The sequence below is a fragment of the Leeuwenhoekiella sp. NPDC079379 genome (assembly GCF_044542075.1).
GTDB lineage: Bacteria > Bacteroidota > Bacteroidia > Flavobacteriales > Flavobacteriaceae > Leeuwenhoekiella.
On the sequence record NZ_JBITTU010000001.1, the window covers coordinates 67330 to 82589 of the forward strand.

At 35.3% G+C, this 15260-nt stretch carries 12 protein-coding genes; 4 read left to right on the forward strand and 8 right to left on the reverse strand.

What is annotated here, in order from left to right:
- Positions 1 to 92 precede the first annotated feature (92 nt).
- From ACIGAM_RS00285 to ACIGAM_RS00300, 4 genes are all read right to left on the reverse strand, one after another.
- Positions 93 to 1067, reverse strand: a complete 975-nt coding sequence (locus ACIGAM_RS00285; protein WP_028376522.1) for a deoxyhypusine synthase family protein — start codon at positions 1065 to 1067, stop codon at positions 93 to 95.
- Positions 1057 to 2001, reverse strand: coding sequence for an agmatinase (gene speB / locus ACIGAM_RS00290; RefSeq protein WP_396509483.1), 945 nt, complete (start codon positions 1999 to 2001; stop codon positions 1057 to 1059). The genes ACIGAM_RS00285 and speB overlap by 11 nt, the downstream gene beginning before the upstream one ends.
- Positions 1988 to 3388, reverse strand: a complete 1401-nt coding sequence (locus tag ACIGAM_RS00295; RefSeq protein WP_396509484.1) for an arginine decarboxylase — start codon at positions 3386 to 3388, stop codon at positions 1988 to 1990. The genes speB and ACIGAM_RS00295 overlap by 14 nt, the downstream gene beginning before the upstream one ends.
- Before the next feature lie 165 nt (positions 3389 to 3553).
- Complete coding sequence (locus ACIGAM_RS00300) at positions 3554 to 4450, reverse strand: pseudouridine synthase (protein WP_396509485.1); 897 nt, start codon at positions 4448 to 4450, stop codon at positions 3554 to 3556.
- A gap of 374 nt (positions 4451 to 4824) precedes the next feature.
- Between ACIGAM_RS00300 and ACIGAM_RS00305 the strand changes: the two genes are divergently transcribed.
- Complete coding sequence (locus tag ACIGAM_RS00305) at positions 4825 to 5160, forward strand: hypothetical protein (protein WP_396509486.1); 336 nt, start codon at positions 4825 to 4827, stop codon at positions 5158 to 5160.
- Between the two features lie 60 nt (positions 5161 to 5220).
- Here the strand turns inward: ACIGAM_RS00305 and ACIGAM_RS00310 are convergent, their stop codons facing one another.
- The 3 genes from ACIGAM_RS00310 to ACIGAM_RS00320 are packed head-to-tail and all read right to left on the reverse strand — an operon-like array spanning position 5221 to position 8207.
- Positions 5221 to 6132 (reverse strand): geranylgeranylglycerol-phosphate geranylgeranyltransferase, encoded by a 912-nt coding sequence (locus tag ACIGAM_RS00310; protein ID WP_396509487.1) that lies wholly within the window; start codon positions 6130 to 6132, stop codon positions 5221 to 5223.
- A 24-nt stretch (positions 6133 to 6156) separates the two neighbouring features.
- Positions 6157 to 7095 carry a mevalonate kinase gene (locus ACIGAM_RS00315; RefSeq protein WP_396509488.1) on the reverse strand — a complete coding sequence of 313 codons (939 nt, stop codon included), beginning with the start codon at positions 7093 to 7095 and terminating at the stop codon, positions 6157 to 6159.
- Positions 7096 to 7124: 29 nt separating this feature from the next.
- Positions 7125 to 8207 (reverse strand): diphosphomevalonate/mevalonate 3,5-bisphosphate decarboxylase family protein, encoded by a 1083-nt coding sequence (locus ACIGAM_RS00320; RefSeq protein WP_396509489.1) that lies wholly within the window; start codon positions 8205 to 8207, stop codon positions 7125 to 7127.
- Positions 8208 to 8312: 105 nt separating this feature from the next.
- Between ACIGAM_RS00320 and ACIGAM_RS00325 the strand changes: the two genes are divergently transcribed.
- Complete coding sequence (locus ACIGAM_RS00325; protein ID WP_396509490.1) at positions 8313 to 8789, forward strand: TspO/MBR family protein; 477 nt, start codon at positions 8313 to 8315, stop codon at positions 8787 to 8789.
- Here the strand turns inward: ACIGAM_RS00325 and ACIGAM_RS00330 are convergent.
- Positions 8786 to 10042 (reverse strand): NAD(P)/FAD-dependent oxidoreductase, encoded by a 1257-nt coding sequence (locus ACIGAM_RS00330; protein WP_396509491.1) that lies wholly within the window; start codon positions 10040 to 10042, stop codon positions 8786 to 8788. The genes ACIGAM_RS00325 and ACIGAM_RS00330 overlap by 4 nt on opposite strands.
- Before the next feature lie 475 nt (positions 10043 to 10517).
- On the opposite strand from ACIGAM_RS00330, the gene ACIGAM_RS00335 reads away from it, so the two are divergent.
- Positions 10518 to 13625 (forward strand): SusC/RagA family TonB-linked outer membrane protein, encoded by a 3108-nt coding sequence (locus ACIGAM_RS00335; RefSeq protein ID WP_396509492.1) that lies wholly within the window; start codon positions 10518 to 10520, stop codon positions 13623 to 13625.
- Positions 13626 to 13636: 11 nt separating this feature from the next.
- Complete coding sequence (locus ACIGAM_RS00340) at positions 13637 to 15238, forward strand: RagB/SusD family nutrient uptake outer membrane protein (protein WP_396509493.1); 1602 nt, start codon at positions 13637 to 13639, stop codon at positions 15236 to 15238.
- The last annotated feature ends 22 nt before the right edge of the window (positions 15239 to 15260 follow it).

A 15260-nucleotide genomic window follows, 5' to 3' on the forward strand; every position in this document is an offset into this window, starting at 1 on the left:
ACCGATTTTTGTTAAATACCAAAATTTTTAAAACTAAAAAAACCTCATAAATACTAGATTTATGAGGTTTCATATATTTTTAAACGTTAAGCTTACATATCTAGCAAGTATGCAAAAATAAGTGGAGCCACAATTGTCGCATCGCTTTCAATTATAAACTTTGGTGTATTAATATCAAGTTTACCCCACGTAATTTTCTCATTAGGCACAGCTCCTGAGTATGAACCGTAGCTGGTAGTTGAATCTGAAATCTGACAGAAGTAACTCCAGAATGGCGTATCCTCACGCTCCATATCCTGATATAACATAGGTACTACACAGATTGGAAAATCTCCTGCAATACCACCACCTATTTGAAAGAAACCTATACCTTTCTCACTGTTGTTTGTGTACCAGTCTGCAAGGAATGTCATATACTCGATTCCAGACTTCATAGTTGTTGCTTTAAGCTCTCCTTTAAGAACGTAAGATGCAAATATGTTACCCATCGTACTATCTTCCCAACCCGGGCAGATAATAGGAAGGTTCTTTTCTGCAGCTGCGTACATCCAGGAATCTTTAAGATCTATCTCATAGTACTCTTCAAGCACACCACTTAAGAGCATTTTATACATATACTCATGTGGTAAGTAGCGCTCACCTGCATCATCTGCATCTTTCCAAATCTTGTGAATGTGCTTTTGTAATCTTCTAAAAGCCTCTTCTTCAGGAATACAGGTGTCTGTAACTCGGTTTAAGCCTTTTTCTAATAAATCCCACTCATCTTGAGCGGTCAAATCGCGATAATTAGGAACACGCTTGTAATGAGAATGAGCTACAAGATTCATAATATCTTCCTCAAGGTTTGCACCTGTACACGATATAATCTGCACTTTATCCTGGCGAATCATCTCAGCAAAAATTTTACCAATTTCTGCTGTACTCATTGCTCCCGCAAGAGATACCAGCATTTTTGCACCATTGTTTAATTGCTCCTCATAAGCTTTTGCAGCGTCAACTACTGAAGCTGAGTTAAAGTGCAAGTAATATTTTTCTATAAATTGAGAGATTGCTCCCTTAGTCTTCATCGTCATTTAAATCAAATTTATTTACGTTGCCCTTACTAGGCTTAGCAACATAACTATTATCGTAATTCTCTTCTATGTCCTGCCCTTCAAATTTATAGCTCAGCATTTTGTAATATAACTTTGCTGCTAAAAAGTCTGAAGAATTATCATTAGGGTTGGGGCAAAGTTCCATAAGGTCAAAACCTACCACATTTTTTTCAGCAAAAAGACGCTTTAAAAAATCCATAGTTTCATACCAAAACAAACCTCCCGGTTCAGGTGTACCAGTAGATGGCATAATTGAAGGATCTAAACCATCTAGATCAAATGTGATAAAAACATTTTCTGTACAAAGGTCTATAACATTATCAACCCAGTACTCATCCTGCACCATCTCGTGAGCAAAAAACGTTTTGTCTTCATCCATCACAGTTTTCTCAAGAACGTCCATACTACGTATCCCTACTTGAATAAGGTTTGTAGTCTGGCTTGCTTCATACATTGCACAAGCGTGATTACAGGTACTACCCATATACTCTTGTCTCAAATCTGCGTGCGCATCTATTTGAATGACTGTTAGATTATCAAAAAGCTCATTAAAAGCGCGTATTGCTCCTATCGAAACAGAATGCTCTCCTCCAAAAAGGGTTACAAATTTATTACGCTTTATAAAATCTTTAGTCACTTTATGCACTTCGGAAACAAGTGCTTCTGGAGAACTATTCTCTGTAATTGCCGGCGCTAAATAAACACCTTGCTGATATACTTCGGTATCTGTTTCAATATCGTAAGTTTCCATATTTTCAGAGGCATCTAAAAAGGCTTGAGGCCCTTTGTCTGCTCCTTTACCCCAAGTACTTGTACCATCGTAAGGCACGGGAATTAATACTATTTTTGAGGTTTCAAGTTTGGCAAATTCATCAGGGATGCCGGCATAATTTTTAGTTGTATTCATAACCTAAAATCTTGAGCAATTGTTCTGCTTTTTGTTGTTCGTTAAATATACGGGTTGTTAAGTTACCATTTTCATCTCTATCAATAAGAATATGTTTTGGCTGCGGAATTAAACAATGCTGCAGACCGCCGTATCCTCCTATTGATTCCTGATAGGCTCCGGTATTAAAAAAGCCAATATATAATGGTTTATCTTTCTTGTATTTAGGTAAGTAAATAGCATTACTATGCTGCTCACTATTGTAGTAATCATCGCTATCACAGGTAAGACCGCCTAATAGTACGCGCTCATACTCTTCTTCCCACCTATTAATAGGCAGTAAAATAAAACGTTTGCTAATTGCCCATGTATCTGGTAATGTCGTGATAAAAGATGAGTTTATCATGTTCCACTTTTCTCTGTCGTTCTGTTGTTTCTGATACAAAACTTCATATATAGCACCACCACTTTCACCTACTGTAAAGCTTCCGAATTCTGTAAAAATATTAGGAACTACAACATCTGCCTCTTCACAAGTGATTTTTATCTGGTTAATGATCTCATCTACCATATAGGCATAATCGTAATCAAACGCCAGTGAATTTTTTATAGGAAAACCTCCACCTATATTCAAGCTGTCTAAACTTGGACATATTTTTTTAAGACGGGTATATACCTTAAGACACTTATTTAATTCGTTCCAGTAATATGCAGTATCCCGTATTCCAGTATTAATAAAAAAGTGAAGCATCTTTAGCTCAACCTGATCATTATTTTTAATCTGGTCTTCGTAAAATGGAACAATATTCTTATACCCAATTCCTAAACGAGACGTGTAAAACTCAAATTTAGGCTCTTCTTCTGAAGCTATACGAATACCTATTTTAAAATCACCCTTAATGCCCTCAGACAGTAGGTTGATTTCTTCATAGTTATCTATAATAGGCACACAGTTTTTATGACCGTTATTCATTAGGTTTGTTATGTTCTCGATGTATTGATCTCTCTTAAAACCATTACATATAACATACGTATCGTCTGTGATTTTGCCGTTTTCTTTTAGCTTATTTACAATATCTATATCAAAAGCTGATGAAGTTTCAATATGAATATCATTTTTTAAAGCCTCATCTAAAATATGTTTGAAATGGGAACTTTTTGTACAATAACAATAATTGTAATGGCCTTTATAATTATGCTTTTCAATAGCATCTTTAAACCAGGTTTTTGCTCTATTGATATTATCTGATATTTTTGGCAGATAACTAAACTTTAAAGGAGCGCCATATTGCTCTACTAAAGCCATCAAGTCTATATCGTGAAATTGTAAGTGATTTTCTTCAAGCTTAAAATCTTCCTGAGGAAAATAAAAGGATTGATCTATAAGATCTATATATTTCGTATTCATCAAATAATTTAAAGTGTGAAATGTAAAAAAAGAATTTGAGATAAGACACCAAGAAATCTTAAGGTATTGTAAAAGATCTCTTATTTACCTCAATTTTATTTATCTATTCAACCATTTTAGATTCAAATTTAAAAAACAAGCACCCATCTATTGCAGAGTAGGTACTTAAAGCATCATTAGATTATTAATTTCCTGTTGGCTCAGATGTTTATATTTTCCGCGCGGAAGATCTTTTTTAGTAAGAGAGGCTATAGTCACACAGTCAACACGTACCACTTGATACTCTAATTGTTCAAAAATCGTACGTATTACACTGTTACCCACGTTACGTAATTTAAGTCCTATTTCCTTTTTAGGAGAACCAGTTACATAACTTATATCTTCAACAAATATCTTTTTACCTTCAACAACAATACCCTTAGCAATTTTTTCTAAATCTTCTGCTTTAAGGTTTTTGTCTAGTTCTATATGAAATAATCGAGGCAGCCCAGCTTTAGAGTTCGTTAACTTCTGCATTAATTTCTCATCATTAGTAAAAAGAATGAGACCGGTTGCATTGCGACCTAATCTGCCTACCGGCTGTATTCTAGATTTAGTAGCAGGTGCTACAAGATCCATCACAGTCATCCCTTTTTCATTACTTGTAGTTACCGAAAATCCTTTAGGTTTGTTAAGTAAAACGTAAGCTTTAGGCTCAGGGTTAATGCGCGTACCGTCAAAACGAACATCGTCATCTAGCTTCACTTTGTACCCCATTTCATTAATGATCTCGCCATTTACTGAAACCTGACCTGTTGCGATATACATATCTGCCTCACGTCTTGAGCAAACACCACTGTTGGCAATATATTTATTAAGACGTATACCATCTTTTGCTTTATTCTTTGCAGAAGTACCTTTTGAAGCCTCTGATGCTTTACTTTTTGCTGCAGCGGCCTTTGCAGGGTCTGTTGTTTTCCTTTTAATAGGTGCATTGCCTCTTGCATTGCTTTTACTGCGTATATTATTAGAACCGCGACCAGACGCTTTCCCGTCTCTACTGCTTTCCTGATGTCTGCTCATAAATTTAAATTTTGGCAAAGATACATATTTAAATAGCGAAAATAGAGGATATAAAAAGGCTCGCAATTTCGTTTTCAATAGGTTATTTTATCAGATCAATTAACCTTTACTTCATATAGTTTCAATCCTTTACCTATTGAAGTATTAATGGCGTAACTAAACTTCTTTCTAATTCATATAAAAATAGCTGCAAATTGAAATTATTCTGACAAATGATATAATTCTGTTTCAGTTTTGACAATTGTAACGCTTGTGTTAAGCGTACTATGGTTAACCTAAAAGGAAAGATTTAATTGGTTTTTGATAATGTCGTAATTAGCGATTCACTAAGCTAATGACACTACATTTGACTCATCAATCTTAAACAAAATGTTATGAAAAAATTACCGCTTATTTTATTCTTATCAATCTTTAGTTGGGTAAATGCATCAGCAACTACAGACCCAAAACCAGAAGCCGCCAGCGCAGTACTTAGAAATCAAATAATAAACTTATTAGGCACTCCCGAACTTGATTTACAGGATGAGCTTTTAGAAAGTACTATTCAATTTATAGTGACTGCTCAAAAGACTATTGTCGTACTTAATGTCACTACAGAAAGTGCCCAGTTAGAAAATTACATTAAGAACAGACTTAACTATAAAAAAACCGAAATAGAAGTAACAGGTAATCGTATGTACTACTTACCCTTCAAAATTAAAAAAGGGTAACTTTTGAATTATTTATTTTATTAGCCAAAAAAAACCACTGCTCTGCAGTGGTTTTTTAGTTTAAATAATTCGGTTTATTACTAGGTCTGTATCTATAAGAAGAATACTAAATACACCAGAAACAATAATAAATTTTAAAATATTATGAAGTAATACATAGTGCATTTTTGCACGTGACCACCAGAGCCAATACGAGAATATAAGTAACAACGCTATGCTTCCATAAAAATAATATCGCATGAGACCCACATCAAAATAATTTACTAATAAGAAAGTAGGCAGAATCGTTAGAATAATAAGAAGAGTTATGACTGCCTTTGTTGTTCGCTCACCGTAAACAATAGGTATATTTCTATGTCCTAATGCAATATCACCCTTTATATTCTCTAAATCTTTAATAAGCTCACGCATAATTATAATAAGACCTAAAAACGTAGCATGTACAAATATGACTTTTTCAAAATTACTGTAGTAAATAAAGACTGCGAAGAAAGGAATTAAAGCTAAAGATGCAGAAGTGAGATTACCTAAAAAAAGTATTTTTTTAAGCTTATGAGAATAAAACCAAATCCCAAATATATATCCTGAAAAAAACAGCACTGCAAAAAAAGAAACTGAGCTTGCGACAACGACTGCTAAAAAATTTAGTATAAAATACAAAGTGAGTATTTTATTTTGACTCACCATATGATCTAATCGGGTCTTTTGCGGGCGATTTATTAAATCTTTCTCGCTATCGTAGAAACTATTTATAATATAACCTCCTGCAATTACTAATGCTGAAGCTGATACAATTGCAAACAAATTGAGATCTAGCAAAACTTCACGAAGCGGGATATCTGGCGATAAAATAAATATAGAGGCTAGATACTGCGCTAAAATAATAATGAGAATATTATACCCCCTCACAACCGAAAACAAACTAAAAAACTTAAGAAGTAAAAGTTTGTTTCTTCTGCTTATACGAGACATAAACTATATTTAAGTAGAAGTATTCTAGAAGTTGTAAACGACCTCTAGCTTATGACCGTCTAGGGCCTTACGGGCTTTATCTATATCTTCGGTAAAACCCAAAATATAACCACCACCACCAGAACCGCAAAGTTTGAGATAAAAGTCGTTAGACTCAATACCTTGCTTCCATAACTCATGAAAACTTGCAGGAATCATAGGTTTAAAGTTTCCTAAAACCGTTTTAGAGAGCTGCTTAACATTACTTAATAAAGACTTCACATCACCTTTCAGAAAATCGTCTACGCAAGCATCTGTATGTTTTACAAACTGTGTTTTAAGCATTTTCCTAAACCCTTCTTGCTTCATACTTTCCATGAAAATATGAACCATAGGAGCTGTTTCTCCCACAATACCACTATCTAAAAGAAATACAGCGCCTTTACCATCTAAAGTTTGCGAAGGTATACCGGCAGGCTCAATATCGTCTTTGCTATTAATTAAAATAGGTAGACTTAAATAACTGTTTAAAGGATCTAGACCTGAAGATTTTCCGTGGAAAAAAGATTCCATTTGACCGAAAATCGATTTTAGTTTTAACAGCTTGTCTCTGGTAAGATTTTCTAGGACCGTAATTTTATCTAAAGCATATTTATCATAAATAGAAGCTACTAAAGCGCCACTACTTCCTACACCATAACCTTGTGGAATAGTACTGTCAAAATACATTCCTTCAGCTACATCTGCTTTTAATTCATCTATATTAAATTGAACCAATTCTGGCTGCTCAGTCTGTAGCGTTTCTAAATAAAAGGCAAAACGACCCAAACTTGCATTTGATTTTATTGCATCTTCGGTAGGATTTTCATCTACTTTAAGAGCTCCATTATAGAAGTTATAAGGTATAGACAAGCCTTTAGAATTTTTGATAATTCCGTACTCACCAAACAGAAGAATTTTTGAATAAAATAAAGGTCCTTTCATAGAATAATCCTAATTAATCAATCACAAAGTTACAACTTTATTGCTCCTATTCCCACGTTATCAAAAATATACCTCTTATCCTGGCAATAAGAACTTAGTGTAGATTTAATAAATTCTTGAACTTCCTCTTTATACTTCTTCGGAAATAAAACGTGAACATTAGCTCCAGCATCTAGTGTAAAACATACCGGAATAGACGTTTCACGACGGAATTCCCAAATTTCATCAATGATTTTTAAAGTATTAGGCTTCATCAAAATAAAATAAGGCGTACTTGTAAGCATCATTGCATGCAAAGTGAGTGCCTCACTTTCTACCAGATGAACAAACGCATCTAGATCACCACTTTTTAATATCTCGATAAGTTTTAAAATATTCTCGTTTGCCTGGTCAAATCTACTTGGAGCGAATGGATGATTATGCATTAAATTATGACCTACCGTACTACTTACCTGCTTTTCTCCTTGATCAACTAATAAAATAGCATCCTGATAATCTTCAAAATTCTCGTGCACTTCGTACGGGTAAGAAATCCCAAAAAGATCACTACTACCTTTTATATCCTGATGTTCACCCCAAACAACCAGCGGCCCTTCAAGAGAGCGACAACCACTGCCCGACCCTAATCTTGCGATAAAGGATGCTTTTTGAATAAAGTATTGATCATCAATAGATGGTTGCATTTCACGCTCCATATCCATAAGACATAAAGCAATAGCACTCAACCCACTAGCCGATGAAGCAATACCTGAACTATGCGGAAAGCTATTAGAAGTATCTATTACAAAAGTGTAATCCTTTACAAATGGCAAATAAGTAACAATTCGGCTAAAAAACTGATGTATTTTAGCTTCAAAACCGGGTTTGTGTTTGCCATCTAACACTACTTTTACTTCAAAATCGTCTTCAAATGTTTCTCGCTTCTCATAATGTAATGTTGTCGTCGTCTTGCACGTATTTAGTGTAAAACTTACAGAAGGATTTTTTGGAATCTGTACACTTTGCTTTCCCCAGTATTTTATAAGAGCAATATTACTAGGAGATGCGTAACTCACAGATTTACTCGTAAGAGCCTGTGTGTATTCTGAAGGTAAGAATTTTGAAATTGTCATAGCACAAATATAAAACCTATAAAAACTTCTCAAAGGGTTCAACAGCTTTTTTAAACATCGAGCACTAAGAAATATTTTTATAAATTAGTCTGAAGAAATACACCTATGATTTCAAAGAAAGTAAGACGTATTTTAATTGCAGTTTCTATTTGCCTTGCAGTAGGATTTATAGGTGCTATAGCAACACAAAGTAGCGTAGCAACGTGGTATCCTACATTAACAAAACCGTTCTTTACCCCACCTAATTGGCTATTTGCCCCGGTCTGGACGGCACTTTATATTCTCATGGGTATTGCAGCAGGTTTAGTTTGGGATGGTGGCTTTTATCATAAATGGGTTAAAACAGCACTTTATCATTTTGGCTTTCAACTCCTATTAAATGCGTTTTGGTCAATTATCTTTTTTGGGCTTCATCTCATAATGCCGGCTCTACTTGTTATTATCGCCCTGCTCATACTACTTCTATTTACGTATAAGTGGTTTAGGGTTGTAAATGTTAAAGCAGCCTTTTTACTCATACCTTATATAATATGGGTATGTTACGCCACTGCTTTAAATTTTGAAATCTGGAGGTTAAATTAGAGCTGCTTTGATATAGCCTGAGCAGCAATGTAGCCACCCGTCCACGCACTTTGAAAATTAAACCCTCCGGTTATCGCATCTATATCTAAAATTTCACCCACAAAATATAACCTATCAAATTGCTTACTTTGGTACGTTTTAAAATCTATTTCTTTTAAATTGACACCTCCTGCAGTCACAAACTCCTCTTTAAAAGTACTTTTCCCATTTACCTGGAAAATACTTTCAAGCAGTTGACGTTCTAAATTCTGAAAATCATTTTTAGTAGCATCGGCCCATTTTTTATCGGGCTGTATAGCTGAAGCTTCAACTAGACTTTGCCATAATCTTTTGGGTAGATCAAATGGGGACCATTTTGTAATTGTCTGCTTTGCTAACTTAATTTTAATATCTGCCAACTGTTCTTTCAGTTCTTCAGATTCTAATTTTGGAAGCCAGTTAACACATATAAAGAAATCATATTCCAGTTCATTTAAAACTCGTGCTCCCCAGGCTGAGAGTTTCAAAATTCCCGGGCCGCTCATACCCCAATGCGTTATCAGAACAGGACCTTCGCTATAAGACAAATCTACGTCAGAAGTACTTGATAATTTAATAGGCTTCTTAGTTCTATCTAATAAACTAACCTTTGCTGGAGTAGATAAGCCGGCAAGTGATTCTATACGCTTATCTTTAATATTAAATGTAAAAAGAGAAGGCACGGCAGATATAACTTTAACCCCTTTACGCTCTATAACATTCAACATTTTAGGATTGCTTCCGGTAGCTAATACAACAGACTTTGATATGAATTTTTCGGTTTTACCTTTTACCTGCCATTGACCTTCAATCTGCCCGATATCTACTATGGGACATTTGGTTTTAATAGTTATACCGAAGGTTTCGGCCTCCTTTAAAAAACAATCTATTATAGTCTGCGAGCTATCACTGGTGGGGAAAATTCTTCCATCATCTTCAATCTTGAGTGATACGCCTCGTTCCTCAAACCAGGCCATCGTATCTCCCGTTAAAAAAGTATGAAATGGCCCTAATAATTCTCTTTTACCTCTGGGATAGTTATCTGTTAAAGGCCTGGGTTCAAATATAGAATGCGTGACATTACATCTCCCACCACCCGAAATTTTAACTTTTTCAAGAACCTGAGCACCTCTTTCAACAATTAGAATGTTTAGGTTAGAATTTAACTTGGCAAGGTTAATAGCCGTAAAAAAACCGGCAGCACCTCCCCCTATTATAATGGCATCATAAGTCATAGTTGCAAAGATACACGTGTAAAAAATAAGGTGATCATTTAAATTAGAAAATCTAACTTTTTATAATCAAACACTTAATCGATTTAGCACCATTAAATACAGCTGTTTAACTTAATTTAACCTTGTTAAAGTGAATTATTTGACGTTTTTCACCTAAATATTGATTTTAAATTATCGAAAAGCATGTTAAATGTTATTAAATTTTTAGAATTTTCATTAATTTAAAACCTAAAGAATACAATGTAACTATCAAGCTGTTTGTTCATATGCTTTGCATTATTGATAATTTTAGATCAAAAAATAATCGATTTATTAATTAATCAGCAATACATTGCGAATAAGCGTATAAAATACGTGCTTTTTTACTACATCGATTTCGCAACTTAAACGTTGTAGTAGCCGCTATTATTCATTTTTTTGTATAAATTTAACAACCAGAATCTTTTAAAAACTAAAACAATTTAAAATTAATTTTATGAAGCAATTTATACTTAAAAGTATGCTCTTTTGCGCTTCGCTATTACTGGCAGGTATGGCACAAGCACAAACGGTATCGGGAACAGTATCTGAAGCAAATGGCCCGCTCCCCGGGGCTAACGTTCTTGTAAAGGGAACAACAAATGGTACAACTACCGACTTTGACGGTAACTATACCATAAATAATGTAGCAGCAGGGAGTACCTTAGTATTTAGTTACGTTGGCTTTTCAGCTAAAGAAGTTGCTGTGAATGGTAAATCTACTATTAATGTAACTTTAGATGAAGATGCAGCGGCACTTGAGGAAGTTGTCGTTATAGGTTATGGATCTACCACTGTAAAAGATGCTACAGGATCTGTTGCATCAGTAACTTCTGAAGATTTTCAGAAGGGTGTTATCTCATCACCAGAACAACTTATACAAGGTAAAACTGCTGGTGTGCAAATAGCATCTGGTAGTGGTGAACCTGGATCAGGAGTTGCAATACGTATTCGAGGTACTTCTTCTGTACGTTCTAACAATAACCCTTTATTTGTGGTTGATGGTGTTCCACTTCCATCTGGAGATACTTCGGCAGAAGGATCTAACATTGGAGTAGGAACGAGTTCTGCTAAAAACCCATTAAGTTTCTTAAACCCTAATGATATTGAAAGTATAAGTATTCTTAAAGATGCTTCTTCTACTGCTATATATGGGTCTCGTGGCGCAAACGGTGTAGTAATTATTACTACTAAGAGTGGTCGCGGCGGTGCAAGCGGTGGTACTTTTGAAGTCTCATCTGAAGTGAGTGTAGCAAATGCTGCAAATGAATATGACTTATTAGATCGTCAACAATTTCTAAGTACAGTGGCTGCTTTTGGTGGTTCGGCTACAGATTTTGGAAACAATACAGATTGGCAATCACTAGCTTTACGCACTGCAATTTCTACAAACACAAACGTTGCTTATTCTCAAAACTACGGTTCTGGAAATGTAAGAGCAACTTTCAACTATGGAAATCAAGAAGGTGTAATTCAAAAATCATCTCAAGAGCGTATCGTAGGAAGATTAAACGCTTCTCAGCGTCTTTTTGATGATAAATTGTTGCTTACATTACAGAGTACTTTATCTCGCGTAAATGATGAGTCACCACCATTAAGTGGTAGTGCAGGTTCTACTGGTGACCTTTTAGGAGCTTCATATTCTGCAAACCCAACTTGGCCTGCAGATCCTACATTTAATCCTGGAGATAGAATTAACCCTTTAAACTTAATTCAAAACTTTCAAAGTCAGTCTGAAACAGATCGTTTCTTAGTAAACCTGTCTGCAGCATATGATATTACAGATGCATTTTCTGCAAAGGCAACTTTTGGATATGACAAAGCAGAATCAACAAGAAATGGTTCTATTAATGCAAATTCATTTAACGTAGCTCGTGGAGCCGGTGGAAATGGTAGAGGTGCATTGAATGATCTTGAAAACAATAATCAACTTTTTGAAGTAACTCTTAACTACAAAAAGGCTTTTGACAATTCAAATCTTGATGCACTTGTAGGTTTTTCATATCAAGAATTTCAAGTGTCTGGTAGAAACATTGAAGGTTTTGGCTATCAATCAACTAATCTAGATCAAATGGCAGACGATCTTAATTCTGCTGCTTCACGCTTAGAATCACTAATTACAGGAGGATATCAACAATATGGTTATTCTGGCGGAACAGGATTATTTGTAAATAGATTATTTCCTGCTCCATCAGGAGAGAATTTAGGTGATGTATCTAACTTAGCTTTAAGGTCTGTATTCGCAGATACATTTGATAATACAGATGAATTACAATCTTATTTTGCTCGTGTTAATTATACTCTTGCAGATAAATACTTATTTACTGCTACTGTAAGAGCTGATGGTTCTTCTAAATTTGGTAAAAACAACAAATACGGTATATTCCCATCTGCTGCTTTTGCCTGGAAGATTAACAACGAAGATTTTGCAGGAGACACGTTCTCTACGCTTAAATTGAGATTAAGTTATGGTATTACAGGTAACCAGGATGGTTTAGGCTACGGCCAGTTTGTGCAAAGACAACGTTACTCTGGTGGTGGTATAAATGACGATGGTGCGATAAACATTCCTGGTATCACTACCGTATCATTCCCTAATCCAGACTTGAAATGGGAAGAAACTACACAATATGCTGTAGGTTTAGACTTCGGTCTAGGTAACGATCGCTTTAATGGTAGTTTTGATGTGTATCGTAAAGAGACTCGCGATTTACTTTTAAATATTAATGCTGCTCAGCCTTCGCCACAACCTTTCTTTTTCCAAAATATCGATGCTATTGTATTAAATACTGGTTTAGAAGCGGCTTTGAATTATGATATTCTTCAAGGAGATGATTTCAGCTGGACAATAGGTGTAAATCTGGCATACAATAAAAATGAGATTCAGGATTTTAATGGAAGACTTGCTGCAGGTACCATTCGTGGTGCTGGTTTAACAGGTGCTTTTGCACAAAGACTTGAGACGGGTCGCCCTATTTATTCATTTTACTTAAGAGAATTTATTGGATTTGACGAAAGTGGAAACCCAACATTTGAAGGTGGTGTAGATAATCAAAAGTTTGTAGGTAAAAGTGCTTTACCAGACATTACAGGTGGTATATCTACCTCTGCAAATTATAAAAACTGGAGTGCTTCTTTATACTTTAATGGGCAAGCCGGAAATTACATTTACAACAACACTGCAAATGCATTCTTTACAGGAGGAGCAATTGGAAGCGGAAATAACGTAACTGAAGATGTAATTGACTTAGCTGGTGTAGAAGGAAGATTTGCTGAAGCATCAGTTTCTACTAGATTCTTAGAGAAAGGTGATTTCTTAAGATTACAAACTGCATCTATCGCTTACAACGTACCTATGGAAGATGTAGGTTTCTTTAAGACTATGCGTTTTAGTCTTACTGGTCAAAACTTATTTGTACTTACAAGCTACAGTGGTTTAGATCCTGAAGTAAGTGTAGTACCTGGTGGTGGAGATTTATTAAATGGTTTACCTATTGCTGGTATTGATTACTCGTCTTTCCCTAGACCACGTATCTATAGCTTAGGAGTAAACTTAACTTTTTAAAAAAAATTGATATGAAAATAAAAACTTTAATTAAACCCTTTACCCTATCAGCATTTATAATGGTTGCTATGGTATCGTGTACAGATTTAGAAATAGACGAGACAGACTCTATTATTAGTGAAGACACAGGAGATTTTACATTTACCCCTCTTGCTGATCCCGCATCTTCGTTAAGTGACCTATACAATAAAGTAGGCGGGGATTTTCAAGGGCAGGATAACATTTATGCTCTTAATGAAGTTACCACAGACGAACTTTTAGTTCCTACTCGAGGAACAGACTGGGGTGATAATGGGGTATGGAGACAGCTGCACACTCACACCTGGAATGCTGCCCATATTTTTGTATTAAACTCTTGGAACACATTAAATCAAAATGTTTTTAGAGCTACAGAAATTATAGAAAGTAATCCATCAGCGGCGATAGTTGCTGAAGCAAAATTCTTAAGAGCTTATAACATGTTCTTTGTTATGGATTTTTATGGTTCTGTACCTTTTAGAGAAGTTACAGAAGGGCCTAAAGTAAATCCTAGAGTATTATCTCGTGTTGAGGCTTATGAGTTTGTAATGCAAGATCTTACTGAAGCTATGGCAGATCTTCCATCAACAGGACCAGATCTAACTAAGACTGTTAAAGCGACTAAAGAAGCTGCGCAATTCCTAAAGGCAAAACTGCACCTCAACGCTGCAATCTACAATGGTACAGGAACATTTGACCCTGCAGATATGGATGCCGTAATTGCTGCTGTTGACGCAATTACAGCTAGTGGTTTTGCTGTAGAATCTACAAGAAGTTATTTTGAGATTTTTGAACCTACAGAAGACACAGAGACTATTTTCTTTTTAAGAAGTGAAGTAGCTGCAAGAATATGGAATTCTTTACACTACAGTCAAAATGCTCCAGATAATACAGGTGGTGGTTGGAATGGTTTCTCTACACTGGCAGAATTCTATGACAAATTTGAAGGAGATCCTAATACAAATTTCGCTGGCGACGGTCAGGAAGAGCGTCGTGGTATTGTTTGGGATAACACTAATGCTAATGACTTAAATCTAGGAATAGGATATGGCTTCTTAATAGGCCAGCAATATAATGCAGATGGAACAATGCTTAAAAACAGACAGGGCGGACCACTTTCTTTCACTAAAGAAATCCCAGCTCTTGTAGGTAACACAGAAATACAAGGTATACGTTTGCTAAAGTATCACCCATACGATCCTATCCCAGATACAGGTGATGATACAAGCCCTTTAATTGAATCTTTTAGAAGACACCAGATCTTCTTTAGATATGCAGATGCCTATTTGATGAAAGCAGAAGCAATGTTTAGAAAAGGACAAACTGCTGAAGCTTTAACGATGGTTAATAACTTAAGAGCAAACAGAGATAATACTCCTGCTTTAACAAGTTTAGATGCAACATCATTATTAGATGAGCGTGCAAGAGAATTGTTTATTGAAACGTGGAGAAGAAATGACCTTGTTCGTTTTGATCAATTTACTGCTCCTTGGAGTCTTAAAGAAGTAACCGGTGATCCTAATAAAAACTTATTTCCTATACCGGAAATCGCACTGTTATCAAATCCTAATTTAGTTCAAAACCCGGGTTACTAAAACCCATTTATTTTTAGCCTAA